24 protein-coding genes, 1 tRNA gene and 1 pseudogene are annotated in these 24035 nt (G+C 60.1%); 15 read left to right on the top strand and 11 right to left on the bottom strand.

Annotated elements, in window-relative coordinates; genetic code table 11:
• From ASC96_RS08355 to ASC96_RS08320, 7 genes are all read right to left on the bottom strand, one after another.
• Entirely contained in the window at positions 1-753 is a 753-nt protein-coding gene (locus ASC96_RS08355; protein WP_060502565.1) for an ABC transporter permease, read from the bottom strand.
• Positions 750-1688 carry an ABC transporter ATP-binding protein gene (locus ASC96_RS08350; protein ID WP_060502564.1) on the bottom strand — a complete coding sequence of 313 codons (939 nt, stop codon included), beginning with the start codon at positions 1686-1688 and terminating at the stop codon, positions 750-752. The genes ASC96_RS08355 and ASC96_RS08350 overlap by 4 nt, the downstream gene beginning before the upstream one ends.
• A complete protein-coding gene (locus tag ASC96_RS08345) occupies positions 1685-2851 on the bottom strand; it encodes an ABC transporter permease (protein WP_060502563.1) in 1167 nt (388 codons plus the stop codon). Before ASC96_RS08345 ends, ASC96_RS08350 begins: the two co-directional genes overlap by 4 nt.
• 74 nt (positions 2852-2925) lie before the next feature.
• A complete protein-coding gene (locus tag ASC96_RS08340; protein ID WP_156397422.1) occupies positions 2926-3837 on the bottom strand; it encodes an ABC transporter substrate-binding protein in 912 nt (303 codons plus the stop codon).
• 328 nt (positions 3838-4165) lie between these two features.
• Positions 4166-5479 carry a TRAP transporter large permease gene (locus tag ASC96_RS08330; RefSeq protein WP_060502561.1) on the bottom strand — a complete coding sequence of 438 codons (1314 nt, stop codon included), beginning with the start codon at positions 5477-5479 and terminating at the stop codon, positions 4166-4168.
• On the bottom strand, positions 5476-5988 hold the full coding sequence (locus ASC96_RS08325) for a TRAP transporter small permease (RefSeq protein WP_060502843.1): 513 nt from the start codon (positions 5986-5988) through the stop codon (positions 5476-5478). The genes ASC96_RS08330 and ASC96_RS08325 overlap by 4 nt, the downstream gene beginning before the upstream one ends.
• 60 nt (positions 5989-6048) lie before the next feature.
• Complete coding sequence (locus ASC96_RS08320; protein ID WP_060502560.1) at positions 6049-7023, bottom strand: C4-dicarboxylate TRAP transporter substrate-binding protein; 975 nt, start codon at positions 7021-7023, stop codon at positions 6049-6051.
• A gap of 517 nt (positions 7024-7540) precedes the next feature.
• Here ASC96_RS08320 and ASC96_RS08315 point away from each other — a divergent pair.
• Positions 7541-9055 carry an acetyl-CoA hydrolase/transferase family protein gene (locus ASC96_RS08315; RefSeq protein WP_060502559.1) on the top strand — a complete coding sequence of 505 codons (1515 nt, stop codon included), beginning with the start codon at positions 7541-7543 and terminating at the stop codon, positions 9053-9055.
• Positions 9056-9201: 146 nt separating this feature from the next.
• On the opposite strand, the gene ASC96_RS08310 is transcribed toward ASC96_RS08315, so the two are convergent.
• Positions 9202-9291, bottom strand: a tRNA-Ser gene (locus tag ASC96_RS08310).
• A 289-nt stretch (positions 9292-9580) separates the two neighbouring features.
• On the opposite strand from ASC96_RS08310, the pseudogene rplU reads away from it, so the two are divergent.
• The 4 genes and pseudogenes from rplU to ASC96_RS08290 all read left to right on the top strand — a co-directional run.
• A pseudogene (rplU, locus tag ASC96_RS08305) lies at positions 9581-9892 on the top strand (50S ribosomal protein L21); the annotation flags it as partial.
• A gap of 99 nt (positions 9893-9991) precedes the next feature.
• Positions 9992-10261: a 50S ribosomal protein L27 gene (gene rpmA, locus ASC96_RS08300; RefSeq protein WP_037096930.1), complete on the top strand. Its 270-nt coding sequence runs from the start codon at positions 9992-9994 to the stop codon at positions 10259-10261.
• Positions 10262-10388: 127 nt separating this feature from the next.
• On the top strand, positions 10389-11045 hold the full coding sequence (locus ASC96_RS08295) for a GNAT family protein (RefSeq protein ID WP_060502558.1): 657 nt from the start codon (positions 10389-10391) through the stop codon (positions 11043-11045).
• Positions 11042-11623, top strand: a complete 582-nt coding sequence (locus ASC96_RS08290; RefSeq protein WP_060502557.1) for a GNAT family N-acetyltransferase — start codon at positions 11042-11044, stop codon at positions 11621-11623. Before ASC96_RS08295 ends, ASC96_RS08290 begins: the two co-directional genes overlap by 4 nt.
• 49 nt (positions 11624-11672) lie before the next feature.
• Here ASC96_RS08290 and ASC96_RS08285 read toward each other — a convergent pair whose 3' ends face one another.
• Positions 11673-12524, bottom strand: coding sequence for an endonuclease/exonuclease/phosphatase family protein (locus ASC96_RS08285; protein WP_060502556.1), 852 nt, complete (start codon positions 12522-12524; stop codon positions 11673-11675).
• An 89-nt stretch (positions 12525-12613) separates the two neighbouring features.
• Here ASC96_RS08285 and obgE point away from each other — a divergent pair, with 89 nt between their 5' ends.
• The 10 genes from obgE to ASC96_RS08235 all read left to right on the top strand — a co-directional run bounded on the left by obgE (position 12614) and on the right by ASC96_RS08235 (position 22727).
• Positions 12614-13624 (top strand): GTPase ObgE, encoded by a 1011-nt coding sequence (obgE, locus tag ASC96_RS08280; protein WP_060502555.1) that lies wholly within the window; start codon positions 12614-12616, stop codon positions 13622-13624.
• A 1-nt stretch (position 13625) separates the two neighbouring features.
• Positions 13626-14795, top strand: coding sequence for a glutamate 5-kinase (proB, locus tag ASC96_RS08275; RefSeq protein ID WP_060502554.1), 1170 nt, complete (start codon positions 13626-13628; stop codon positions 14793-14795).
• Complete coding sequence (locus ASC96_RS08270; protein ID WP_060502842.1) at positions 14788-16068, top strand: glutamate-5-semialdehyde dehydrogenase; 1281 nt, start codon at positions 14788-14790, stop codon at positions 16066-16068. The genes proB and ASC96_RS08270 overlap by 8 nt, the downstream gene beginning before the upstream one ends.
• A 37-nt stretch (positions 16069-16105) precedes the next feature.
• Positions 16106-16687: a nicotinate-nucleotide adenylyltransferase gene (locus ASC96_RS08265; RefSeq protein ID WP_051980854.1), complete on the top strand. Its 582-nt coding sequence runs from the start codon at positions 16106-16108 to the stop codon at positions 16685-16687.
• Between the two features lie 106 nt (positions 16688-16793).
• Entirely contained in the window at positions 16794-17240 is a 447-nt protein-coding gene (rsfS, locus tag ASC96_RS08260; RefSeq protein WP_060502841.1) for a ribosome silencing factor, read from the top strand.
• Between the two features lie 203 nt (positions 17241-17443).
• Positions 17444-17926, top strand: a complete 483-nt coding sequence (gene rlmH, locus ASC96_RS08255; protein WP_060502553.1) for a 23S rRNA (pseudouridine(1915)-N(3))-methyltransferase RlmH — start codon at positions 17444-17446, stop codon at positions 17924-17926.
• A 116-nt stretch (positions 17927-18042) separates the two neighbouring features.
• A complete protein-coding gene (locus ASC96_RS08250) occupies positions 18043-19482 on the top strand; it encodes a murein hydrolase activator EnvC (protein ID WP_060502552.1) in 1440 nt (479 codons plus the stop codon).
• Positions 19472-20794 (top strand): S41 family peptidase, encoded by a 1323-nt coding sequence (locus tag ASC96_RS08245; RefSeq protein WP_060502551.1) that lies wholly within the window; start codon positions 19472-19474, stop codon positions 20792-20794. Before ASC96_RS08250 ends, ASC96_RS08245 begins: the two co-directional genes overlap by 11 nt.
• Positions 20795-20920: 126 nt before the next feature.
• Positions 20921-22120 (top strand): divergent polysaccharide deacetylase family protein, encoded by a 1200-nt coding sequence (locus ASC96_RS08240; RefSeq protein ID WP_060502550.1) that lies wholly within the window; start codon positions 20921-20923, stop codon positions 22118-22120.
• A gap of 70 nt (positions 22121-22190) precedes the next feature.
• Positions 22191-22727, top strand: a complete 537-nt coding sequence (locus tag ASC96_RS08235; RefSeq protein WP_060502549.1) for an RNA pyrophosphohydrolase — start codon at positions 22191-22193, stop codon at positions 22725-22727.
• Positions 22728-23057: 330 nt separating this feature from the next.
• Here the strand turns inward: ASC96_RS08235 and bfr are convergent, their stop codons facing one another.
• Both bfr and ASC96_RS31580 read right to left on the bottom strand, forming a co-directional pair.
• Complete coding sequence (gene bfr, locus ASC96_RS08230; protein WP_060502840.1) at positions 23058-23543, bottom strand: bacterioferritin; 486 nt, start codon at positions 23541-23543, stop codon at positions 23058-23060.
• A complete protein-coding gene (locus ASC96_RS31580; RefSeq protein WP_082511986.1) occupies positions 23509-23820 on the bottom strand; it encodes a (2Fe-2S)-binding protein in 312 nt (103 codons plus the stop codon). Before ASC96_RS31580 ends, bfr begins: the two co-directional genes overlap by 35 nt.
• Positions 23821-24035: the final 215 nt, after the last annotated feature.

Here is a 24035-nt window from a genome sequence, read left to right as displayed (position 1 = left end):
TCAGGCCCGCGCCGACAGGCCTGCGCGACGGGCAAGGACACGTTCAATCGCCGAAAACCCATCATAGATCAGCACGGCAAGCGCCCCGACGATCAGCCCGCCCTGCAGAACGAAGGCGATATTGTTGGATTGCAGCCCGGCGATGATGACTTCGCCCAGCGTCTTTGCTGCGACCGTCGAGCCGATCGTCGCGGTGGCCAGGCTGATCACCACCGACAGCCGGATACCGGCCAAGATCACCGGCATCGCCAGCGGCAGTTCCACCTTGAACAACCGCTGGCGATCCGTCATGCCGGCGCCGCGCGCCGCTTCCATCATCGAGGGCGGCAAGGTCGTCAATCCCGTCAGCGTGTTTTCAAAGATCGGCAGCAAGCCATAGAGAAACAGTGCCACCAGCGTCGGCTTCTCGCCGAAACCGAGGATCGGCACCGCTAGCGCCAGCACGGCCACCGGCGGAAATGTCTGCCCAATGTTCACGAGACTGCGCGACAAAGGCAGGAATTCGGCACCAAAGGACCGCGTGACAAGGATCGCTAACGTCACAGCAACGAGTATGGCGCCGGTCGTGGCGATGGCGACGGTGCGCAGATGCAGGAGGGTCAGCGTCAGCAGGCTGCCCTGATTGTAGATCGCCGGCGCATTGTCCTGCACCAATGGTTTCAACAGGGGATCAAACAAGTCTGGCGACACCAGAAAGGCGATCAGAACAGCCAGCAGCGCTGCGCGCAGGATATTTGGGATCCATGCCCTCATTGCGGTTTTGCCGCCCGTCTGCTCAGTCCCTCCAGGGTCACCCTGCCAAGGATCGTCCCATCGGCGGCGGCGACCGGCAACGCGGATCGGCCGGTCCACAACAGTTCGGAAAGCGCGTCGCGCTGGCTCATCGTTTCCGCCAGTGGTTTTCCATCGGCCGCTCCCGGCTCGACGGCATCACCCGCGGTCTTGATCGACAACAGGCGGAACGGCCGCTCGCTGGCGCCGATCAGTGTCTGGACGAATTCCGTCGCCGGGTCCTTCACCAGTTCGGCGGGCTTGCCGTATTGGACAAGCGCGCCCTTGTCCATGACGGCAATCTTGTGGGCGAGATGAAACGCCTCGTCCATGTCATGCGTCACCAGCACGATCGTCGTGCCCAGCAGCCTCTGGATGGCCAGCAGATCCGCCTGTGCCTTTGCCCGGATGATCGGATCGAGCGCACCGAACGGTTCGTCCATCAACAGCACGTTCGGCTCCGCCGCCAAGGCCCGCGCCACGCCGACACGCTGCTGCTGGCCACCGGAAAGCTCGTGCGGAAACCGCGCCGAAAACGCAGCGGGATCAAGCTGAAACAGGGCCAAGAGTTCCGCCACCTTGGCGTCGATCCGCGCCTTGTCCCAACCCAGCAGAGTGGGCACCGTAGCGATGTTCTGCGCGACGGTGCGATGCGGAAACAGTCCGTGCCCCTGGATCGCGTAGCCGATCCGGCGGCGCAGCTCAAAGCCCGGCATCGAACGATTGTCCTCGCCATCAAGGCGGATCGCCCCGGATGTCGGCTCGACCAGCCGGTTGATCATCCGCAGCAGCGTTGTCTTGCCCGAACCGGAGGTCCCGACAATGACCGTCACCGTGCGTGGTTCGATCATCATCGACACATTGTTGACGACCGTGTTGCCGTCATAGCGTTTGGTGATCCGGTCGATTTCGATCATGCGGCCCTGCTTCGTTCTCGCTGAGGAGCGGTGATTTCAATAAGTGCGTCGAGCACGATCGCCGCTGCAAAGGCCAGCACCACGGTCGGCACCGCCCCAAGCAACACCAGATCCATTGCCGTCTGGCCGATGCCCTGGAACACGAACACGCCGAAGCCTCCACCACCGATCAGTGCGGCAATCGTCGCAAGGCCGATATTCTGCACCAGCACAATGCGAATGCCAGTGAGGATCACCGGCATTGCCAGCGGAAACTCGATCCCGAACAATCGCTGCCGGTCCGTCATGCCGATGCCGCGGGCAGCCTCGTTGGCCTCGCGCGGCACGCCTGCTAGGCCAACCACGGTGTTGGCGACCACTGGCAGCAGCGAATAGAGAAACAAGGCGACGAAAGCGGGAGCGGCACCGATGCCGCGAATGCCGATGGCGGCGGCCCCCGGCACGTGGACGGCGATCCAGCCAAGCGGTGCGATGAGAATGCCGAACAGGGCAATCGACGGTATCGTTTGAATAAGGTTCAACGTGTTGAGTACGCCGGCCCGCAAAGGCGCCACCCGATGGCAGAGAATGCCGACTGGCAAACCTACCAGGACGGAAGCAACGAGCGACCCAAGCGCCAGCGTCACATGCCTTCCGGCCTCCAGCCAGAACACATCGGCACGGCCGGAATATTCCTTGAGGATCGACAGCCCATCCCACAGGCCCGACATCAGGACCACGGCTGCCCCACCGAGCGTGATCGCCAGAAGCAGCACCCTGACCAATGGCAAAGGCCGCAGTCGCGTGATCGAATCGGCAGCAAGCAGGGCAAAGGAAAACAGCAGGATCCAAAAGCCGGAAGCAGGAGAAACCCGGGCATATGCGTTGGCGGGTGGTGTCAGGTGGGTCGCAGCCATTCCGATGAACACGGCAATGGCGGCCAGACCGGCCGCGGCGACAAGCAGCCGAAGACGTGTAGGCGTCCTTAAAAGAACGATCATCGCCGCTCCGACCATCAGCCCAAGAAGGAGCATGCCTGCCCCAGTGGGCAAGGCAGCGAGGATACCCTTTGCGTCGCCCGGCACGATGCGGTTGGCGCGAAAGGTCGCAAACGGTGCGGCGAGCGCCCCGTAAGCGATCAATACCCCAATGACCACGCCGAGCTTATCGAAGCGAATGCTCAAACTGCCATCCCCATCCCATTAGACCGGCTCCGCTTCGGGAACCGGTCATTTCAGGGCAGCCTATTTCAGCCGGCTTACTTCAGAAAACCATTCTTTTTCAAAAAGTCTTCCGCAACCGCCTTTGCAGGCTCGCCGCCAACCTGAACGCGGCCGTTCAGGTCCTGCAGGGTCACCAGGTCAAGCTTCTCGAACACCGGCTTCAGCAGGGTTTCGATTTGCCGATGCTCCTTTAGAACCGCCTCCCGGATGATCGGCGCGGGCTGGTAGACGGGCTGCACCGCCTTGTCGTCTTCCAGAACCACAAGACCCGATGGCGCGATGCCGCCGTCCGTGCCGTAGACCATGGCGGCGTTGGCGCCATTGGTCTGGTTGGCCGCGGCCGCGATGGTCGCTGCGGTATCGCCGCCCGAAAGGGTGATAAGTTGGTCTGATTTCAGCGTGAAACCATAGGTCGTCTGGAACGCAGGCAGGGCTGCCGCCGAGTTGACAAATTCCGAGGATGCCGCCAGCACCACCGCGCCGCCGCCCGCAACATATTTGCCGAAATCGCTGAAGGTCTTGATGCCGCTGGCATCGGCCAGATCCTTGCGCACGGCGACGGCCCAGGTATTGTTGGCCGGCGACGGCGACAGCCATACAATCTTGTTGGCGTCGTAGTCGAGTTTCTTGGCTTCGGCATACCCCTTTGCGGCATCCTTCCAGAGCGGATCGTGCGCCTTTTCGAAGAAGAATGCGGCGTTGCCGGTATATTCGGGGTAGATATCGATTTCACCGGCAGCGATCGCCTTGCGCACGACCGGGGTTGCCCCGAGCTGCACCCGGTCGGTCGTCTCGATATTGTTGGCCTTGAGCACGGCAAGAATGATGTTGCCAAGCACACCACCCTCGGTGTCGATCTTAGAGGAGACGACGACCTGGGCATTGGCCGCAGCCGTGGAAACGAGCACGGCGAACGCGGCCCCGATCAATGTTATTTTCAGACGCACGTTAATTCTCCCTTGAAACTGTTCACAATTTCTCCCACGCCCGCCGGCATGCGTCGGGGCATAAACTGCCATATGTGGCAAGGTTCGGAGAAAAATAGAGCGCGGAAAAGGGAATTTGCGCAGAACAACAACCCGATCGATCCAGGCCGCTTCAGAACCATGAGGGATACAAAGGTTAAGGATGCCGAAAAGCGGCCCGCCCAAGGTACAAACCGGGACGGAGCCCCACCTGCCCGCCCGGTTTTGTCGTTCGGCAACGTCTCTGGCGTTGTCTATGCTGATGCCTGAACCGGCATCAGCATGCCCCAGGTGCGCGCGAAGCGCACCATCATTGCACGGACGCCGTTCCGTAGATGAGGTCGGGAAGCCAGAGGGAAAGCTGCGGAAAAATACTGAGAATCCCGAGCAGAACCATCATCATGAGCAAGTAGGGAACGACCTCTCTTGCATAGGCCATCATCGGAACACGCATTACCATCGAGGAGATGTACATCAGCCCTCCAACCGGCGGCGTAATGCCGGCGATTGTCAGATTGGTGATGAAGATGATGCCGAAATGCACCCGGTCGATATGGACGCCATCGATGATCGGAATGAGCATCGGCGTCAGGATGATCAATGCCGCCGATCCCTCGATCGCCGTGCCGATAATCATCAGCATGACGTTGATCAACAGCAGCATCATCAACGGATTGTCGGTGGCCGCACCAAGCCAGCTCGACATCGCCTGCGGAACCTGCTCCCAGGCAAGATAGAAACCAAAGGCCGCGGCAGCGCAAATCATCACCATGACGACGGCGGAATCGCGCACGGCCTCAGCCAGCACTTCCGGTATCTGGCGGACGGTGAATTCCCGGTAGCCGAAGATGGCAACGAACAGCACATAGACAACGACGACCGCGCCGGCCTCGGTTGTGGTGAACAGGCCATAGCGTGTACCCGCAAAGATGACGACCGGGATGGACAGAGCCCAGAGACCGTCAAGCAACGCGGCCCTGACCTCGGCGCCGCTCGCCCTTTTCTCGCGCAACGATTTGTAGCCGCGCTTCTTGGCGATAAAAAACGTGGTGATCATCAGGCCAAGGGCAAGAGCGAGCCCGGGGACGACCCCGGCTGCAAACAGCCGGCCGATCGAGGTTTCCGCCAGAAAGCCATAGACGATCAGCCCGATGGACGGCGGAATGAGGCTGGTGATGACAGCAGCCGAGGAGGTGATCACGGCGGCAAAGGCGCGGCTGTAGCCGCGCTCGGCCATCTGCACGCCCAGCGTCTTGGCGAGCATCGCCGCGTCGGCATTGGCCGATGCCGTGAGACCGCCGAGAAGCGTTGCAAGCACCGTGCACATCTGAGCAAGCGCACCGGTCATGTGGCCAACCAAGACATCGGCCAGGTTGAGCAGGCGCCGCGTGATGCCGGACGCGTTCATGATGCAACCGGCCAGAACAAACAGGGGAAGCGCCAGCAGAGAAACCGACTGGCTGCCTTCCGCCATTTCCTGCGCGAAATTGGACAACGGGATCATGTCCATGTTCAGGAAGAAGAAGGCGAGCGCGCCGATGGCCATGGCCCAGGTGATCGGCGTCGAAAGCAGGAAAAGGATGGCAACGAGAAGGGACGGCCCGGCAAGATGGAAAAAGGTCATATGATCGAATCCACGTTTCGGTGCGTTCTCGGGCGCCACGGCCGCTCAACAAGCAAATGCTGGAGCAGCATGCCTGCCGAGGCCAGCGCCAGCGGGCCGTAAGCGAGGCTGCGCGACAGATCGAGGGCGATCGTGTGCACATGCCGCGATGTCCAGGCCTGCCAGAGGAAGAGAACGGTCATCAGGATGAAAAATGCAGCGAGAAGCACATAGTTGAACCAGCGGATGGCAGTCTGCCAGCGGTCAGGGAGCGCCGTCACCAGCACATCGATGGCCGCATGCGTTCCGAGGCGGACGCCGGTGATCGCACCGAAAAACACCAGGTAGGAAAATGCAAGGATGGCAAGCTCGTATGTCCAGGCCGCCGGCTGCGGAAAGATGTAACGGCTGACGACACCCCAAAGGATCGAAAAGACGACGACGATCAAAGCGGCGACACCGATCGCTTCATCGGCACGGCGAAGACTGAGCAGCGGGCTATCGCCGCTGGTTTCGGTAAAACTGTTCATGATACCCCCCGGACGCGACAGAAATGGCCAGCCGGACACATGTCCCGCTGGCCGGCTGTTTCACTTCATGGCGTCCTGGATACGCTCGAACATGCCGGGCGTCAGGTTCGGAACCTTGCCATAGGCAGCCTTGGAGGCTTCGACGAAGGCAGGAACATCGACATCGGAGATGATGTCCACACCGGCATCGGCCAATTGCTTGGCGTAGACATCATCGGTCTCGAGCGTCATTTTCGTCAGGTCGATGGCGATTTTCTGGCCCTCCTCGGTCATGATCTTCTGCAGATCTTCCGGCAGGCCGTTGAAAAATTGGGCTGACGCGACCCAGGCGGTGAACATCGCCTGATGGCCGGTCTTGGAAATGACCTTGCGCGTCTCATTGAGCTTGGACCCGGCAATCGACCCAAAAGGACCTTCCGCCGCATCGACGACACCGGACTGGAGCCCATTGTAAACATCGCCCCAGGGCAGTTCCGTCGGACGCGCGCCATAGGTGGCGAACGTCGCCATCATGATCGGCGAGGAGGGCACGCGGATGGTGACACCGGCCAGATCGGCGGGGGTACGAATAGCCTTGTTCGCGATGATGTGGCGATAGCCGAAAAGGCCATTCGGCATCAGAATCTTGATACCCTGCGCCTCAAGCTTGGCGGACAGCTCCTTGTAGACGTCCGACGAGAACAGCTTGTCGCTCGCTTCGAGGCTTGGATAGACGTAAGGGCCGGCGAGAATGGACATATCGGGTTCAAACTGGCCGAGCTGCCCATAATCGGTCGCGCTGAGCAGGTTTGCGCCGCTCATGACCATCTCATTGACCTTCTTCTGCGCTCCCAGCTGGTCGCCGGTCATGACCGTGATGGCGATCCGGCCCTCTGACCGCTCGCCGACACGCTCGGCATAAAGCTTCATCGCCTTCACGATCGGCTCGTTCGGATTAACCTGCGATGTCGAAAAGCGCAGATTGTATTCCTGAGCCGACGCGACGCCGCAAAACGACAATGCGGCCAGAACGGACGCAAGCATGACTGCCTTCATGAAATCCTCCCCTTCAGCCTGAACTCCTCTTCAGGCATAATTCATATGCGAATATAAAAGTTATAAGAGAATGATTTAGGAACGTCAACCAAGCAAACGCCTTGCCTTCCCGCACAGTCTGGTCTTTTAGCGGAAGAGACAGGGAATTAATTTCTTATATAAAGACTAAGTCTATATATGAGCAAAAATGAGCCTCTTCCCGCATAAAGGGTAACCATCCCTCCGCATAAGGGTAAAAAGGCTGCACGCCCTTCCTCAGGGCACAGGCAAGCGCGCGCCGGGCGTCGATGAAAGCTGTGGTTCGGCGGCACTCGGCGCGAAGATGTCCCGCTGGGAAAGCCCCATCAATCTCCGATTATTCCGGGCGCAGCGCTGCGGACGCTCCTGGACCAAGCTTTAAGATGTCCAAATGTGTTGGAGGCCTGCGCAAGCCGGCGTATAAACACGTTTGGAGCCGCCCAAAATCAGGCGTCTACCGATGGATAGCCCGACATTGCGTGCGACCCGAGGAAACAAAATGACTGGAACACGGATAGGCTGCGAGCAGCTGCGTTCAAAGGTAATGCACGCAGAAGACGCGGCATCCCTGATCAAGACAGGCTCCACCGTCGGGATGAGCGGGTTTACCGGATCCGGCTATCCCAAGACCGTTCCACTCGCGCTCGCCGCACGCATCGAAGCCGCGCACGCGGCCGGTGACCCCTTTCGGCTGCGTGTCTGGACCGGCGCCTCGACAGGACCCGAACTCGACGGTGCACTAGCCAAGGCAGACGGGATCGATTTCCGGTTGCCGTACAATTCCGACCCTATCGCCCGCGAGAAAATCAATCGCGGCGCGATGAACTATTTCGACATGCACCTGAGCCAGGTCGCGCCGATGGCCTGGCAAGGCTTCCTCGGCCCCCTCGACACGGCGATTGTCGAAATTTCCGGTATCCGGCCCGATGGCTCGCTGATCCCCTCCTCCTCCGTTGGCAACAACAAGACCTGGCTCGACCGCGCCGACAAGATCATCCTCGAACTCAATCGCTGGCAAAGCCCCGACCTGGAGGGGATGCACGACATTTACTATGGTACGGCACTGCCGCCGAACCGGGTTCCGATCCCGCTCACCCGGCCCGACGATCGCATCGGCGAGACCGCTTTCCGCTGTGATCCCGAAAGGATCGTCGCAATTGTCGAAACCGACGCGCCGGACCGTAACCTGCCCTTCACACCGCCCGACGGCACTGCCCGCGCCATCGCCGGCCATCTTCTCGAGTTCCTGGCCCATGAGGTGAAAAAGGGCCGCCTGCCGGCCTCATTGCTACCGATCCAGTCCGGCGTCGGCAATATTGCGAATGCTGTGCTCACCGGGTTGATCGACAGCCCGTTCGAAGACATGACGGCTTTTACAGAAGTCATCCAGGACGGCATGCTGGATCTCCTCGACGCCGGCAAGCTGCGCATGGCCTCAGCCACCGCCTTCTCGCTGAGCCCCGAAGCGGCCGGCCGGCTGAACGCCGACATGGCCCGCTACAGAAACCGGATGATCCTTCGCCCTCAGGAGATCAGCAATCACCCCGAATTGGTCCGCCGGCTCGGCTGTCTGGCCATGAACGGCCTGATAGAGGCCGACATCTACGGCAACGTCAACTCGACGCACATCATGGGCTCACGCATCCAGAACGGGATTGGCGGGTCCGGAGATTTCGCCCGAAATGCCTATGTCTCGATCTTCATGACCCCCTCGACCGCGAAAGGCGGAAATATTTCGGCGATCGTGCCACAGGCAAGTCACGTCGACCACATCAGCCAGGACGTGCAGGTGCTGGTGACAGAGCAAGGACTTGCGGACCTGCGTGGTCTCTCCCCCAAACAGCGCGCGGCAGTTATCATCGATAACTGTGCGCATCCGGACTACCAGCCCGCGCTTCGGGACTATTTCACACGCGCCCTCAAGGGCTCCTATGGCCTGCAGACCCCGACCTTGCCCAGCGAGGCATTGTCCTGGCACCAGCGCTACATCGACACGAGTTCAATGATGATGTGACATATGACCGACATCGCCGCCTCCGGCAGAAGCCCCGGCCCGTAGCCAGTCGGGACGGACGTGCGGCCCTGACCAATTTTGGCATTGGGATCTAAGATTGAGCAAATCAACTGATCGCGGGAGACCTTACGGCCCAGGGTTCAGAATGGCGGAGAGGGTGGGATTTGAACCCACGATACCCTTGCAGGTATGCCGCATTTCGAGTGCGGTGCGTTCGACCACTCTGCCACCTCTCCGGATATGCTGGTCGGCGCCGTAGCGCGACGCGGTTCATAGCGGCAGTTTTTGGCGATGGCAAGAGGGTGGATCAAGGAAAATCAGGCTCATCCGCGCCTTTCTTCTTGACAGTTTTGCCGGCTTCCCGTAATTCGCGAACTTGAAGTGGTGTGGCATGCCCTCACCGCGCCGGGCTTTTATTGGCCCGTTTCACCGGCAAGACCCACAAGGCCTTGTCATCGTCCGACTGAAGAAAAAGACGGCCTCGCCATCGCGTGAAGAGCCGGAACGAACATGAAAGGATAAAAAATGTTCGCAGTCATCAAGACCGGCGGTAAGCAGTACCGCGTGGCAGCCAACGACGTTCTGACGATTGAAAAATTGGAAGGCGCCGCAGGCGACAAGATTGAATTTACCGAGATCCTGATGGTCGGCGTCGGCGCCGATGCAACCATCGGTGCTCCGTTTGTCGAAGGTGCCGTTGTCAGCGCCGAAGTTGTGGAACATGGTCGCGCCAAGAAGGTTATCGCCTTCAAGAAGCGCCGCCGCCAGAACTCGAAGCGCACCCGCGGTCACCGCCAGCACAACACGACTGTCCGCATCCTGGATATCGCTGCTGCTGCCGGCGCGAAGGCGAAGAAGGCTTCCAAGAAGTCTGACGACGCTGCCGCTGAAGCCGCAAACTGAGACAACGGATCCAAGGTTTAAAGGAGAACATCCATGGCACATAAAAAAGCTGGCGGTTCCTCGCGCAACGGTCGCGATTCGCAGTCCAAGCGCCTCGGCGTGAAGAAGTTCGGTGGCGAAGTCGTCATTCCGGGCAACATCATTCTGCGTCAGCGCGGAACCCAGTGGCATCCGGGCGCCAATGTCGGCCTCGGCAAGGACCACACCATTTTTGCACTTACGGCCGGCAACGTGAACTACCGTACGAAGGCCAATGGCCGCGTGTACGTGTCTGTAATGCCGAAAGCCGAAGCAGCGGAATAAGCCGGTAGCGCTCTAAAACAGCCGGCGTCTCATCGACCCGGCTGGCGCTTATCCGTTCAGGCCAAGACCAAAAGGGGAGATGGGGCGATGCCCGATCTCCCCTTTTTCACGTCTTGGAGAACTGAACATGCAAAGCGAACTGTTGAGGGAGAGCCAATCACGGTCTCCCCGGGAAGATTCCCTGGAATCTTCTCAGGAACGGCTGCGGCCACAACGGTCAAGGACCGATTGCCCGATATTGTTATCGCCCCGGCTCGTTTTGCGCGCGCCCCACGAAGACGATATCGACGCCCTTGCCCATCTTGCCAACAACGCCAATATCGCCACCATGGTTTCGCGCATGCCGCACCCGTATACGGTGGCCGATGCCGCGGATTTCGTACGCCGTACGAAGACCGGCACGATTGGCAAGTGCGTCTATGCGATTACCAAAGCGGATAATGGCGCATTTCTGGGGTGCTGCGGTATCGAGCCGCATCCCGATGGCAAGACTGCCGAGCTCGGCTACTGGTTGGGCGAACCGCACTGGAACAAGGGTTACGCCACAGAGGCAGCGCAGGCGCTGACCGACATGGCCTTCCGCACCCGCGACATCGACCAGATCGATGCGCGTTGCCGGGTCATGAACGTCGCTTCGCGGCGGGTCATCCAGAAATGCGGTTTCCAGTTCCAGGGCTCCGGTATGGTCGACAGCCTGGCTCTGGGCGGCATGATGTCGGTCGAATGGTACCGGCTTGACCGCAAGACCTGGATGTCGTTGCGCAGCTGGGGAGGTCTGAGATGACCGCTCACCTGCGAGAACGGCCAAAGATCGCTGTTCGTCCCGATCCAGGCCCCTGCCCGGTCATCGAAACCGCACGGCTGACCTTGCGGCCGCACAAGCTGTCGGATGCCGATGCGGTGGCGGAATCGCTTGCCGATTATCAGGTCTCGCGCATGCTGTCGCGGGTGCCCGTGCCCTATCACCGGCAGGATGCACATGACTGGCTGGTCCGCCAGGGCTCGGGGCTGATTGCCGGTTGGACGCTGGCGATCACCACCGGCGACGACGTCCATATCGGCTGCATCGGCATCGAGCTCATGCACGGCCAATGGCATCTTGGCTACTGGCTGAACCGCTATTACTGGAACCGCGGTTATGCCAGCGAGGCAGCACATGCGGCGATGGAACGCTTCTTCCGGCGCATGCCGGCAACCGTCCTGCATTCCGGTGTCTTTGCCGATAATGCCGGATCGCTGAAGCTGCAGAAGAAGCTCGGCTTCGAGATCACCGGCTGCAGCCAGATTTATGCACTGGCCCGCAACGGCATGGTCAGCCATATCGAGACCAGTATTACGGCGGCTGCACTGCGCACGCCGTAAAAACGAACGAAGGCCCGCAGCACCAAAGCCGCGGGCCTTTTCTTTGGCGTTATTCCAGTTCGAAGCCGACCGGCAGGTGGTCCGAACCGGTGGCCTCCATATCGATCCAGGCATGTCTCAATCGCGGCACAAGGCCGGCACTGAGGAAACAATAGTCGAGATGCATGCGCCTTTGATGATCCGCGGGATTGATCCAGCTGTAGCTTTCAGGCGAAAGCCGGCCGAGATGCGCCAACGTGTCTACCAGGTTTTCCAGCCGCAACGAACGGCCGTAATAGGCATCGCGCGAGCCGGTCATCGTGCAGTATTCCGGCCCTTCCGGTTCCATGTTGAAATCGCCCATCAGCACGAAATCGTCGGGATACGGCAGCTCGCTAAAGCCGAAATCGCCGCCGCCGGTCATGGCGCCGCCTTCGCGCGAATAGGACACCGCCTTCTCCTTGAGATAGGCGATCTGGGCGATGCGTTCGGCCGGATAGGCATGGTCGAGATGGACTGAATAGACCCGCAACGGACCCGCCGGAGTTATAATGAGCGCTTCGGTCGCGCCGCGCTGCAGGTTCATCGGCGAGATCGTGCGGGTGCGTGGCAACGGAATGAGCCGGGTCGCGGCAATCGGAAAGCGCGACAGGATCATGTTGCCGAACTGGAAGCGGCGATCGACGGCACGGCCGTTCTCGATCGCCGATCCGGCATCGATCTCGCAGGCGGGCCAGAAGGTGGAAAAGTACTGCGGCATCAGATCGCGGAAAATGGCGGGAAGATCGGCATGGCCGTTGCGATGAAAATTCCGCGTCACTTCCTGCAGCGCGATCACATCGGCGCCTTCAAGACTTCTCACAATGCGTTCGGGATCGAAACGGCCGTCGAGACCGACGCCGTACTGGATGTTATAGCTCAAACTTCACGATATTCTTTGACCTCCGGGGCACGCGCCTATATCGATGGCGGCAATTGTGGCGGCAAATACACCAAACAGATGGCAGTGCGATGAAATTTCTCGACGAAGCAAAAGTCTATATCCGGTCCGGTGACGGCGGTGCTGGCGCTGTGTCGTTCCGGCGCGAAAAATTCATCGAGTTCGGTGGCCCGGATGGCGGCGACGGCGGGCGCGGCGGCGATGTTTGGGTGGAGGCCGTCAACGGGCTGAACACCCTGATCGATTTCCGCTTCCAGCAGCATTTCAAGGGTGGCACCGGTATTCACGGCATGGGCCGCAACCGCACGGGCGCCGGTGGCGCCGACGTGACGCTGAAGGTTCCGGTCGGTACCCAAATCTTCGAGGAAGATTCTGAAACGATGATCGTCGATATGATCGCCGAAGGCCAACGCTTTCGCCTGGCCGCCGGTGGTAATGGTGGCTTCGGCAATACCCATTTCAAATCCGCGACCAACCAGGCGCCGAATTGGGCCAATCCGGGACTTGAGGGTGAAGAAAAGACCATCTGGCTGCGGCTGAAGCTGATCGCCGATGCCGGTCTGGTCGGTCTTCCGAACGCCGGGAAATCGACCTTCCTGGCAACGGTGACCCGCGCCCGCCCGAAGATCGCCAACTATCCGTTCACGACGCTGCATCCGAACCTGGGCGTGGCGACGATCGATGGCCGCGAATTCATCTTGGCTGACATTCCCGGCCTGATCGAAGGCGCCCATGATGGCGTCGGCCTCGGCGACCGGTTCCTCGGCCATGTCGAGCGCACGCGCGTGCTGCTGCATCTCGTGTCCGCGCAGGAAGAGGATGTCGCAAAGGCCTACAAGACGGTGAAACACGAGCTTGAGGCCTATGGCGGCGAATTGCTCGACAAACCGGAAATCGTAGCGTTGTCGCAGATCGATATTCTCGACCCCACCGAATTGAAGAAGAAGCAGAAGGCATTGGCGAAGGCCAGCGGCCAGACGCCGCTTCTCTTGTCGGCCGTTGCCGGCATGGGCATGACCGAAACCCTGCGCGGCTTACGCGATATTATCGTCGCCGCGCAGACCCCGGTGGACGAAGACTGACATGACACCGCACCGCAAACCGCTGGAAAAATACCGCCGGATTGTGATCAAGATCGGCTCCGCCCTGCTTGTGGATCGCAAGTCCGGGCTGAAGAAGCAATGGCTGAATGCCATGTGCGCCGACATTGCGGCGCTGAGAGCCAAAGGCGTCGAGGTTCTCGTCGTCTCCTCCGGGGCCATTGCGCTCGGTCGCTCGGTGCTGGATTTCGCGCCCGGCGCGCTGAAGCTGGAGGAAAGCCAGGCGGCCGCGGCCGTTGGCCAGATCGCATTGGCCCGCGCCTGGTCCGAAAGCCTGTCGGCAGACGAGATCGTTGCCGGACAGATCCTGTTGACGCTCGGTGATACCGAAGAGCGTCGCCGTTATCTCAATGCCCGTGCCACGATCAGCCAGCTTTTGAAGATGGGCGCCGTGCCGATCATCAACGAGAACGACACCGTCGCCACCACTGAAATCCGCTATGGCGACAATGACCGGCTTGCTGCCCGCGTCGCCACGATGACCGGCGCCGATCTGCTCGTGCTTCTCTCCGATATCGACGGGCTCTACACGGCTCCGCCGCATCTTGATCCCGATGCGCGTTTCCTTGAAACGATCGCCGAGATCACGCCCGAGATCGAGGCGATGGCCGGGGGGGCTGCGTCCGAGCTGTCGCGTGGCGGCATGCGCACCAAGATCGATGCCGGCAAGATTGCCACGGGCGCCGGGTGCGCCATGATCATCGCGTCTGGCAAGGTCGATCATCCGCTGTCGGCAATCGGCGAAGGCGCCCGCTCGTCCTGGTTTGCTCCGTCCGGTTCGCCGGTCACTGCGCGCAAGACCTGGATTGCCGGGCAGCTGCTGCCCGCTGGCAGCCTTTCCATCGACGCTGGTGCCGAAACGGCGCTTCGCTCCGGCAAGAGCCTGCTTCCGGCCGGCGTTCGCCAGGTAACAGGATTGTTCAGCCGCGGCGATACGATCGCCATCCTCAGTGCGGAAGGCCGCGAAATTGCCCGTGGGCTGGCCGGTTACGATGCCGATGAAGCCCGTCAGATCGCCGGCAAGAAATCGGCAGAAATTGCCGTCATTCTCGGTTATGCCGGGCGCGCCGCCATGGTGCATCGAGACGATATGGTGATGACAGCATCCGGAAAGCGGGAGACGGATGCGGTGAGGAGCGATGCTCATGCTTGACGATGCACGAAAGAAAGAGATCCAGGAATTGATGGCGGTGATCGGCCGTCAAGCCCGCGCCGCCAGCCGCCCGCTCGCCACGGCGTCGGCCGAGCGCAAGCATGCGGCCCTGATCAGCATGGCCAGCAATATCGTTGCCCACAAGGACGACATTCTCGCAGCCAACGCGCTCGACCTCGAAAACGCCCGCGAAACCGGCGTCGCCGCATCCTTCCTCGATCGGCTGACCTTGTCGGAAACCCGTGTCCTCGACATGGCCAATGCCATCCGGGCGATCGCCGAACTGCCCGATCCCGTTGGTGATGTCATCGCCGAGTGGGATCGCCCCAACGGCCTGCATATCGAACGCGTACGTACGCCCCTTGGCGTCATCGGCGTCATCTATGAAAGCCGGCCGAACGTCACGGCCGATGCCGGTGCGCTCTGCCTGAAGGCAGGCAATACCGTGATCCTGCGCGGCGGCTCGGACAGCCTGCATTCATCGCAAGCGATCCATGCCTGCATGGTGCAGGGCCTAAAGGATGCCGGGCTTCCCGTGCATGCGATCCAGATGGTGCCGGTTGCCGACCGTTCGGCCGTCGGTGCCATGCTCACCGGTCTTGGCGGCTGCATCGACGTCATCGTTCCGCGCGGCGGCAAGAGCCTTGTAGCCCGGGTGCAGAACGAGGCCCGTGTGCCGGTCTTTGCCCATCTCGAAGGTCTCTGCCACGTCTATGTCGATGCTTCCGCCGATCTGGAGATGGCGAAAAAGATCGTCGTCAATGCCAAGATGCGCCGCACCGGTATCTGCGGCTCGGCCGAAACCTTGCTGATCGATCGCAAGGCGAAGGACAAGTTCGTCCTGCCGCTGATCACTGCCCTGCGCGATGCCGGCTGCGAGGTCCGCGCCAGCGAAGACATTCGCGCCATGGTGCCGGGATTGATTGCCGCGACCGAGGAAGATTGGGCAACGGAATATCTCGATGCGATCATTTCGGTGACGCTGGTCGACGATATTGCCGGCGCAATCGATCATATTTCGTCTTGGTCCTCGGCTCATACGGAAGCCGTCATTGCCGAAGATCCGGCCGTCGTCGAGCGCTTCTTCGCCGAAGTCGATTCCGCCATCCTCTTGCACAACGCCTCGACACAGTTTGCCGATGGCGGCGAGTTCGGCATGGGCGGCGAGATCGGCATCGCCACCGGCAAGATGCATGCGCGCGGCCCAGTCGGCGTCGAGCAGCTGACCTCGTTCAAATACAGGGTGCGCGGCACCGGTCAGGTCCGGCCTTAAGGTGCAGCCGGGCGACGTCGATCCGTTCTACCTGAAAATGCCCCATGTCGAAAACGGCATGACCGTCGGACTGTTTGGTGGCTCGTTCAATCCGCCGCATGACGGCCATGTGCTCGTTGCCGATATTGCCCTGCGCCGGCTTGGCCTGGAACAGCTCTGGTGGATGGTGACACCCGGCAATCCGCTGAAAAGCCGCAACCATCTCGCCCCGCTTGCCGAACGTATTGCGCTCAGCGAAAAAATTACCCACGATCCGCGCATCAAGGTGACGGCGTTCGAGCAATCGCTCGGCCAGAGCTATACGGCGCGCACGCTGGAAAAGATCCGCGAACGGAATCGCGGCATCCATTTCGTCTGGATCATGGGCGCCGACAATCTGAAGAATTTCCATCTCTGGCAGGACTGGCAGAAAATTGCCTGCACCTTCCCAATCGCCGTCATCGACCGCCCGGGCGATACCTTGTCCTACCTGTCATCGAAGATGGCAAAGACTTTTGACTATGCGCGCGTTGACGAAGCCCATGCCGCGAGCCTCGCGTGGCGCAAGGCTCCCGCCTGGACCTTCATCCATGGACCGCGTTCACCGCTCAGTTCTACGGCGCTGCGGGCGAAAACATGAGTGCACATAAGCAATGATTAACCGTCATTTACTTCTCGTGTCTTGAAACATTAGGGTATTGGTGCCTACATTTAGGGTGCGGCTCGACCGACATTCGAATCGCATCATGCCTGTTCTGTTCACCTGGAAAGGAAAACCTCTGACAACAGTACACGCGAAGGGAAATGTCACCCGCATTTTCCCGCAAAGCCCGGAACGCAGCGACGAAGCCGCTGCCCGTGCTCTTCAGCTGGTTCTCGGCAGTCTCGAGGACTCAAAGGCAGAAGATATTGTCACCATCAACATTGCCGGAAAATCGGCGCTTGGGGACTACATGGTCGTGGTCTCAGGGCGGTCGAGCAGGCATGTCATGGCGATCGCCGATCACCTGATCACCGATCTCAAGGACGGCGGCCAGGGCAATGCCCGCGTTGAAGGTCTGGAAACCGGCGACTGGGTTCTGATCGACGGCGGCGATATCATCGTCCACGTATTCCGCCCGGAAATCCGCGAGTTCTACAACATCGAAAAGATGTGGGCCGCGCCGGACATGGAAGACGGTACTTTGCACTGAGCCTTTGGCGCCCTTCCCGGGTGCTTTGAGCGGCAGTGATATATTGGGATCCTGTAGTGGTCGTGCAGGACAGGTTATCTGATTGCGGCCATTTGCAGAATGAAGTCCGGCACCAGCGCTCCGCTGGACGGATAGGAATGTGCCTCACGTCGCTGACTGAACGGCAACGCCCTGACCGGCGTGATGAAAATTAAGGAACTGACATGCGGGTTGGCCTCTTTGCCGTCGGGCGCCTCAAGGCTGGCCCGGAAAAGGATCTTGCGGCCCGTTATCTCGACCGTTTTTCCAAGGCCGGCCCTGCCATCGGCCTGGAGCTTTCGCGCATTGCCGAAGTTCCTGAAAGCCGCGGTTCGAGCGCCGATACGCGCAAGCGCGAAGAGGCCGCACAGCTCGAAAAATCGCTCCCCGATGCCAGCCTGCTCGTCCTGCTCGATGAGCGCGGCAAGGCGCTGGATTCCGAAGGTTTCGCAAACCTCATCGGCTCCTTCCGCGATAGCGGCAAGCGCGACCTGACGATTGCAATCGGCGGCGCAGACGGGCTGGACCCGGCCCTGCACGCCAGGGCAGATGCCGTCATCTGCCTCGGAAAAATGACCTGGCCGCATCAATTGGTGCGTATCCTGATTGCAGAACAGCTCTACCGGGCTGTCACCATCCTTTCCGGCCATCCGTATCACCGGGTTTGAAGAAACACCGTTGCGCCGCCATCCCGATGCCGCAATTGCCGCGAAAGGCTGTTGGCTGAAACAGCCAAATCAGCGTAGGGTTTTGCTTAATTAGACAGCTGACAGCGAATGGCGGAATGACGAAAGGTGCGGCAGAGCAAGCGCGGAAAGAGCAACCGGGAAAGACCGGGTGGCTCTGTTTCCGCGCGGGCCTTTTGGCCACCGCGCTCCTATTTGCGACCAGCGCGCCGGCACAAACTGCGGAAACACCTGATCAGGGCCGACAAGACAAGGAAGAGCAGGGGCAGCCGCCTGCCGATCCAGCTGCTGACCTTACGCTCAAACGCGACAGCACCCGTAGCGAACTGGAAGCCCTGTCGAAGACCATCACGCTATCGAACGACCGCGCCGCGGAATTGCAGGCCGGCATCGCCGAGATCGAAAAGACCAATGAATCGCTGCGATCAGCATTGGTCGATTCCGCTAACAAGCGTAAAGCACTGGAACAGCAGATCGTCGATGGTGAAAACAAGCTGAATACGCTGCGGACAAAGGAAGATGCCGTGCACGCATCGCTGCGGGCCCGGCGCGGTGTGCTTGCCGAGGTCCTGGCAGCGCTACAGCGAATGGGACGCAATCCGCCACCGGCACTTTTGGTGACGCCTGAGGATGCGCTCGCCTCCGTGCGCAGCGCCATCCTGCTTGGCGCCGTTGTTCCCGGCATCCGGCACGAAACGGAAAATCTTGCCGCCGACCTCAAGGCGCTCGCCGGCGTTCGCAAGGACATCGTAGCGCAAAGAGAGGCGCTCGGTGACGACATGACGGCGCGGCTTGAGGAAGAGCGGCGCATGAACATGCTGATTGCCGAAAAAGAAAAACTCAAGCAGCGCAGCGCCACCGAACTCGCCTCAGAGCGTCACAAGGCCGAACAGCTTGCCACGCAGGCGACGAGCCTCGAAGGGCTGATCGGTTCGATCGAGAACGAGATCGCGTCCGTTCGCGATGCAGCGGCTGCAGCCAAGGCCGAAGAGGAAAACCGCAGGCTGATGTCGGAAGCGCAGCGCAATGAGGCCCGCGAACTGGCCAACAGCACGACGCCCGACAAAAACCGTATTGCGCCTGCATATGCGTTTTCGGACCTGCAGAAAAAGCTCGCGCTTCCCGTTGCCGGATCGATCCTGCGCAAGTTCGGCGATGCCGATGGCACGGGGCATTCGCTTCAGGGCATGATGCTTGAGACCAATGCGGGGGCTTTGGTGACTGCGCCATCGGACGGCTGGATCGTTTTTGCCGGCACGTTTCGCAGCTACGGCCAGATGATCATTCTCAATCCGGGCGACGGCTATCACGTCGTTCTCTCGGGTTTGGAAGGTGTGACAGTACAGCAGGGGCAGTTCGTCGTCGCCGGCGAACCGCTTGGCGCCATGGGTAACAAAAGAGTGGCTAGCGCCACCGCATTGGCGCTGGAAACCGAGCGTCCGACGCTTTACATTGAATTCAGGAAAGACGGAAAACCGGTTGATTCCCGACCATGGTGGACCGCAGCAGACACCGGAAAGGCACGCAATGATTCGTAGAACGTCACTTGTTCTGGTCGGGGCACTCATGGGTGCAGCGGCCACGGGCCTTGTATATTCCTCCATAGTTCCGGCCGTCGCCGCCAATCCGTCGACCTATCGCGAATTGTCGATTTTCGGTGACGTTTTCGAGCGCGTGCGTGCACAGTACGTGACCCCGCCGCAGGACGACAAGCTGATCGAGAATGCCATCAATGGCATGCTCTCCTCGCTGGACCCGCATTCGAGCTACATGAATTCGACAGATGCCGAAGATATGCGCACCCAGACAAAGGGTGAATTTGGCGGTCTCGGCATCGAAGTCACCATGGAAGACGATCTCGTCAAGGTGACGAGCCCGATCGATGATACCCCGGCCGCCAAGGCTGGCGTTCTCGCCGGTGACTTCATTTCGAAGATCGACGGCGCTGACGTGCGCGGCCTCAAGCTCGAGGAAGCCGTAGACAAGATGCGTGGCGCGGTCGGCAAGCCGATCAAGCTGACCATCCTGCGCAAGGGCGCTGACAAGCCGATCGAACTGACGATCATTCGCGACATCATTGCCGTTCGCGCCGTCAAGTTCCGCACGGAAGACGATGTCGGTTATGTCCGCGTCATTTCCTTCACGGAAAAGACCTATGACGACCTGAAGAACGCAATCGAAAAGATCAAGACGCAGGTTCCGGCTGATAAGCTCAAGGGCTATGTGCTCGATCTGCGCCTCAACCCGGGCGGTCTGCTCGACCAGGCGATCAACGTCTCCGACGCTTTCCTGGAGCGTGGCGAAGTGGTTTCGACTCGCGGCCGCAACCCTGACGAAACGCGCCGCTTCAATGCGACGCCGGGCGACCTGACCGATGGCAAGCCAGTGATCGTTCTCGTCAACGGCGGTTCGGCTTCGGCATCGGAAATCGTTGCCGGCGCCCTGCAGGATCTGAAGCGCGCCACAGTTCTCGGCACGCGTTCGTTCGGCAAGGGCTCGGTCCAGACGATCATCCCGCTCGGCGAAGCTGGCGCGCTGCGTCTGACCACCGCGCTCTACTACACGCCATCGGGCAAATCGATCCAGGGCACCGGCATTTCGCCTGATATCAAGGTCGAACAGCCGCTTCCACCAGAACTGCTCGGCAAGGTCGAAACGACGAGTGAGTCCAGCCTGCGTGGCCATATCAAGGGCCAGAGTGAAAACGAGGAAGGCTCCGGCTCCGTCGCTTACGTTCCGCCGGAAGCCAAGGACGACCTGCAGCTGAACTATGCGCTCGACCTCCTGCGCGGCAAGAAGACGGATCCGGCTTTCCCGGCCAATCCGGAAAAGGCCGAACTGAAGCCATAACATCCACTGAAAATGTGGATGGCCTGATACTCTTCGCCGCCTGGCTCCGGCCGGGCGGCGGTTTCGATTCTTAAGGGAACGCCACCAAGGCTTCCGTCACCGCAACTCAGATCGATAGAGGCCCTCTTGGGAACAGATCTCAACGCTCCTCTTGGTCAAAACCGCAAGACGCGCGCCTCCAAAGCTGAAAAATCCAGCCTGACATTCGGCCGCCTGTCCCTTGGCCTCGCTGCCTTGGCATTGATCGGCATTTCCGCGTGGGCAGTGCTGAAACCGACCGGCCTGATCATTCCGCCAGAAACGCAGACTGTGGCGGATGCTGCCCAACCGAATGAAAAGAGGGTGGCAGAGCCCAACACCACCCCGCTCAAGCAGCAGAAGACAAGCGGCGCGCTTTCCGGCGCCCATGTCGAGGAAACGCTGACCGATAACGGCTCCATCGTCACCAAGTTCTCCCCAAAGCAACGCGATGGCGATGGCCCCGCCTTCATCGAGGTCGGCCGCACCAAAGGTCAGGACCCGCGCCTTGCCACCTTCCCGAATGAGGATCTCTTGGAAGACAGTCCGGAGGGGCGTCTACCGATCACCGGCCCTGATGGTCTACGGCCGATGGATCAATATGCGCGGCCATGGTCGGGAGCACGTGGCATCCGCATCGCAATCGTGGTCGGCGGTCTCGGGCTCAGCCAGACGGGAACGCAGAATGCCCTGCGTCAGCTTTCCCCCGATGTCACGATGGCCTTTGCCGCAACCGGCAACAGCCTGCAACGCTGGATGCAGGAGGCCCGTCGCACCGGCCATGAAATCCTTTTGCAGATTCCTTTTGAACCTTTCGATTACCCGGACAACAATCCCGGCCCACACACGCTTCGCGTCGGGCTCGATGCGAAGAAGAACCTGTCTGAACTGCACACCTCGCTGGCACAGATCACCAACTATACCGGCATCATGAATTTCCTCGGTGGCCGTTTTCTCTCGGACGCGGATGCGCTGGAGCCGGTGATGCGCGACATCGGTAGACGCGGGCTGCTCTTCCTCGATGATGCGACATCGGCACAGACCCTGACTGGAACGCTGGCCGGCACGATCGGCGTCCCGCACGGTTTTGCCGACATGGTTGTCGACGATCAGATTGACCGCACGGCGATCCTGAAGAAACTCGATGAACTCGAACGCATCGCCAGGCGCAATGGCGGCGCCATCGGCGTCGCCTCGGCCTTCGACGAAAGCGTTGCAGCCATTTCCCAGTGGATGGATGAGGCAAGCACACGCGGCATCGAATTTGTCGGCGTTTCGGCGCTCGTCAAGGATCCGCAACAGCAATAGCGTAGATTTGGTTGAGCCGCGCGAACCTCGTTGTTGCGGCATGCAAGGCAGATAGACAAGGGGCAGGCACATGAGCAAGGACAAATCGAAACCGGTAAAGGCGGACGACTTGCCGTATCGCCCCTGCGTCGGGATCATGGTACTCAACCGTGAGGGGCTCGTCTGGGCAGGACGACGGATTCCGATCGGCAATTCCGAATATGACGGCTCGGCGCAACTCTGGCAGATGCCGCAAGGCGGCATCGACAAGGGCGAGGATCCACTGAAGGCTGCCTATCGCGAACTCTACGAAGAAACCGGCATGACCACCGTCTCGCTGCTTGCCGAAGCACCGGACTGGATCAACTACGATCTGCCTGCCCATCTGATGGGTATCGGTCTCAAGGGCAAATATCGTGGCCAGACCCAGCGCTGGTTCGCCTTCCGCTTTGAAGGCGGCGAATCCGAAATCGCCATCAACCCACCGCCAGGCGGCCATGAACCGGAATTCGACGAATGGGCGTGGAAGCCGATGCACGAATTGCCAGGCCTGATCGTGGCGTTCAAGCGCGGTGTTTACGAGGATGTCGTGGCGGCGTTCGGACATCTGGCTGCATCGTCACGATAGATAAAAACGCGCGTCCACGTTTCGAAAGAGCGCTGCCGGTCAAGATCGGAAAACAGCGTCGATCATTTGACGTGCCAACCCGCCAGTTCCTGTGGTCGGGCACTTGAGTGCCCTCTTGTCGATACCAGCGAGTAGCGAGGGCCACCCCCAAATACCCAGCGGCCGCCCAGGGAGATTTCCGGCAAACGACAACAAGGTCCAATATGAAGGCGGCTTCCAGCGTAGAGCCGTGAGCTGACGGCTTCCACGCACATCCCGGCGGGCCACTGGTTTTCGATGTCAGCAAAACGCCCGCCACGGAACCGGGGCGGGCGTTTTGCTGAGTGAGGCTTATTCGGCTTCGTTGGCCGGAGCTGCGTTGAGCTGGCCGTATTTCTCGGCGCCGATCTTGTTGAACAGATCGAGCTGGGTTTCGAGGAAGTCGATATGGCCTTCCTCGTCCATCAGCAATTCTTCGAACAGCTTCATGGACACGTAATCTCCCGCATCATGACAGATATCGCGGGATTTCTTATAGGCTGCGCGGGCGTCGTATTCGCCAGCGAGATCGGCTTCCAGGACTTCCTTGACCGACTGGCCAATACGAAGCGGTGCGACCGTCTGCAGGTTGGGATGACCTTCGAGGAAGATGATGCGCGAAACAAGCTTGTCCGCGTGCTGCATCTCTTCGATGGATTCGGCCCGCTCCTTCTTGGCGAGAAGCGTGTAGCCCCAATCGTCAAGCAGGCGATAGTGAACCCAATACTGGTTGACGGCACCGAGTTCGAGATACAGCGCTTCGTTAAGCTGCTCGATGACTTTTTTGTCGCCTTTCAAGATCCGCTCTCCTGTTTTCTTCATGGAATTGTTTGAGGCGGGTCATGAAATCAAATATCTGGTCGCCCGTCGAGGGGCGGCCGGCGTGATATTGCTCGGTGGTGCGGATGATGATGTCGACGACATTCGGGAAACAGCCGCAGCAACGGCCGCGTTTTTCCATCGCATGATAGACTTTTGCAGGCACGATAAGCTGCCAACAGTCCTCATCGAGCATCTCGATGATGGTGTCTTGAATGTCCTTATCGGTGATAAAATTGCAGCTACAAACCAGCATTTCCGTCTGCCCGTGATACGCAACGCACTGAATTCAAGCCATAAAGCAAAAGCGGATATTTAGTGTCAACAAAAAAGACCTCCCAGATGAGGTGGCAAATGAGCGGCACAACATTAGATCAATTCCAAACTTGATAAAAAACATCGCCTTTTCATTGGCTTAGTATTAGAGGTTTCTTTCTGTTGCGCCTTTTTGGCAGAATTCAAGTTTTCTTG

Source organism: Rhizobium sp. Root1204, assembly GCF_001424965.1.
GTDB lineage: Bacteria > Pseudomonadota > Alphaproteobacteria > Rhizobiales > Rhizobiaceae > Pararhizobium.
The sequence above is the reverse complement of the archived record's forward strand: the minus strand, read 5'-3'. Positions and strand labels throughout refer to the sequence as shown.

Coding starts and splice junctions, on each gene's coding strand:
- ASC96_RS08355 (WP_060502565.1), bottom strand. CDS start 753: ATGAGGGCATGGATCCCAAATATCCTGCGCGCAGCGCTGCTGGCTGTT.
- ASC96_RS08350 (WP_060502564.1), bottom strand. CDS start 1,688: ATGATCGAAATCGACCGGATCACCAAACGCTATGACGGCAACACGGTC.
- ASC96_RS08330 (WP_060502561.1), bottom strand. CDS start 5,479: ATGACCTTTTTCCATCTTGCCGGGCCGTCCCTTCTCGTTGCCATCCTT.
- ASC96_RS08325 (WP_060502843.1), bottom strand. CDS start 5,988: ATGAACAGTTTTACCGAAACCAGCGGCGATAGCCCGCTGCTCAGTCTT.
- ASC96_RS08320 (WP_060502560.1), bottom strand. CDS start 7,023: ATGAAGGCAGTCATGCTTGCGTCCGTTCTGGCCGCATTGTCGTTTTGC.
- ASC96_RS08315 (WP_060502559.1), top strand. CDS start 7,541: ATGACTGGAACACGGATAGGCTGCGAGCAGCTGCGTTCAAAGGTAATG.
- rpmA (WP_037096930.1), top strand. CDS start 9,992: ATGGCACATAAAAAAGCTGGCGGTTCCTCGCGCAACGGTCGCGATTCG.
- ASC96_RS08295 (WP_060502558.1), top strand. CDS start 10,389: ATGCAAAGCGAACTGTTGAGGGAGAGCCAATCACGGTCTCCCCGGGAA.
- ASC96_RS08290 (WP_060502557.1), top strand. CDS start 11,042: ATGACCGCTCACCTGCGAGAACGGCCAAAGATCGCTGTTCGTCCCGAT.
- obgE (WP_060502555.1), top strand. CDS start 12,614: ATGAAATTTCTCGACGAAGCAAAAGTCTATATCCGGTCCGGTGACGGC.
- proB (WP_060502554.1), top strand. CDS start 13,626: ATGACACCGCACCGCAAACCGCTGGAAAAATACCGCCGGATTGTGATC.
- ASC96_RS08270 (WP_060502842.1), top strand. CDS start 14,788: ATGCTTGACGATGCACGAAAGAAAGAGATCCAGGAATTGATGGCGGTG.
- ASC96_RS08265 (WP_051980854.1), top strand. CDS start 16,106: ATGCCCCATGTCGAAAACGGCATGACCGTCGGACTGTTTGGTGGCTCG.
- rsfS (WP_060502841.1), top strand. CDS start 16,794: ATGCCTGTTCTGTTCACCTGGAAAGGAAAACCTCTGACAACAGTACAC.
- rlmH (WP_060502553.1), top strand. CDS start 17,444: ATGCGGGTTGGCCTCTTTGCCGTCGGGCGCCTCAAGGCTGGCCCGGAA.
- ASC96_RS08250 (WP_060502552.1), top strand. CDS start 18,043: ATGACGAAAGGTGCGGCAGAGCAAGCGCGGAAAGAGCAACCGGGAAAG.
- ASC96_RS08245 (WP_060502551.1), top strand. CDS start 19,472: ATGATTCGTAGAACGTCACTTGTTCTGGTCGGGGCACTCATGGGTGCA.
- ASC96_RS08235 (WP_060502549.1), top strand. CDS start 22,191: ATGAGCAAGGACAAATCGAAACCGGTAAAGGCGGACGACTTGCCGTAT.
- ASC96_RS31580 (WP_082511986.1), bottom strand. CDS start 23,820: ATGCTGGTTTGTAGCTGCAATTTTATCACCGATAAGGACATTCAAGAC.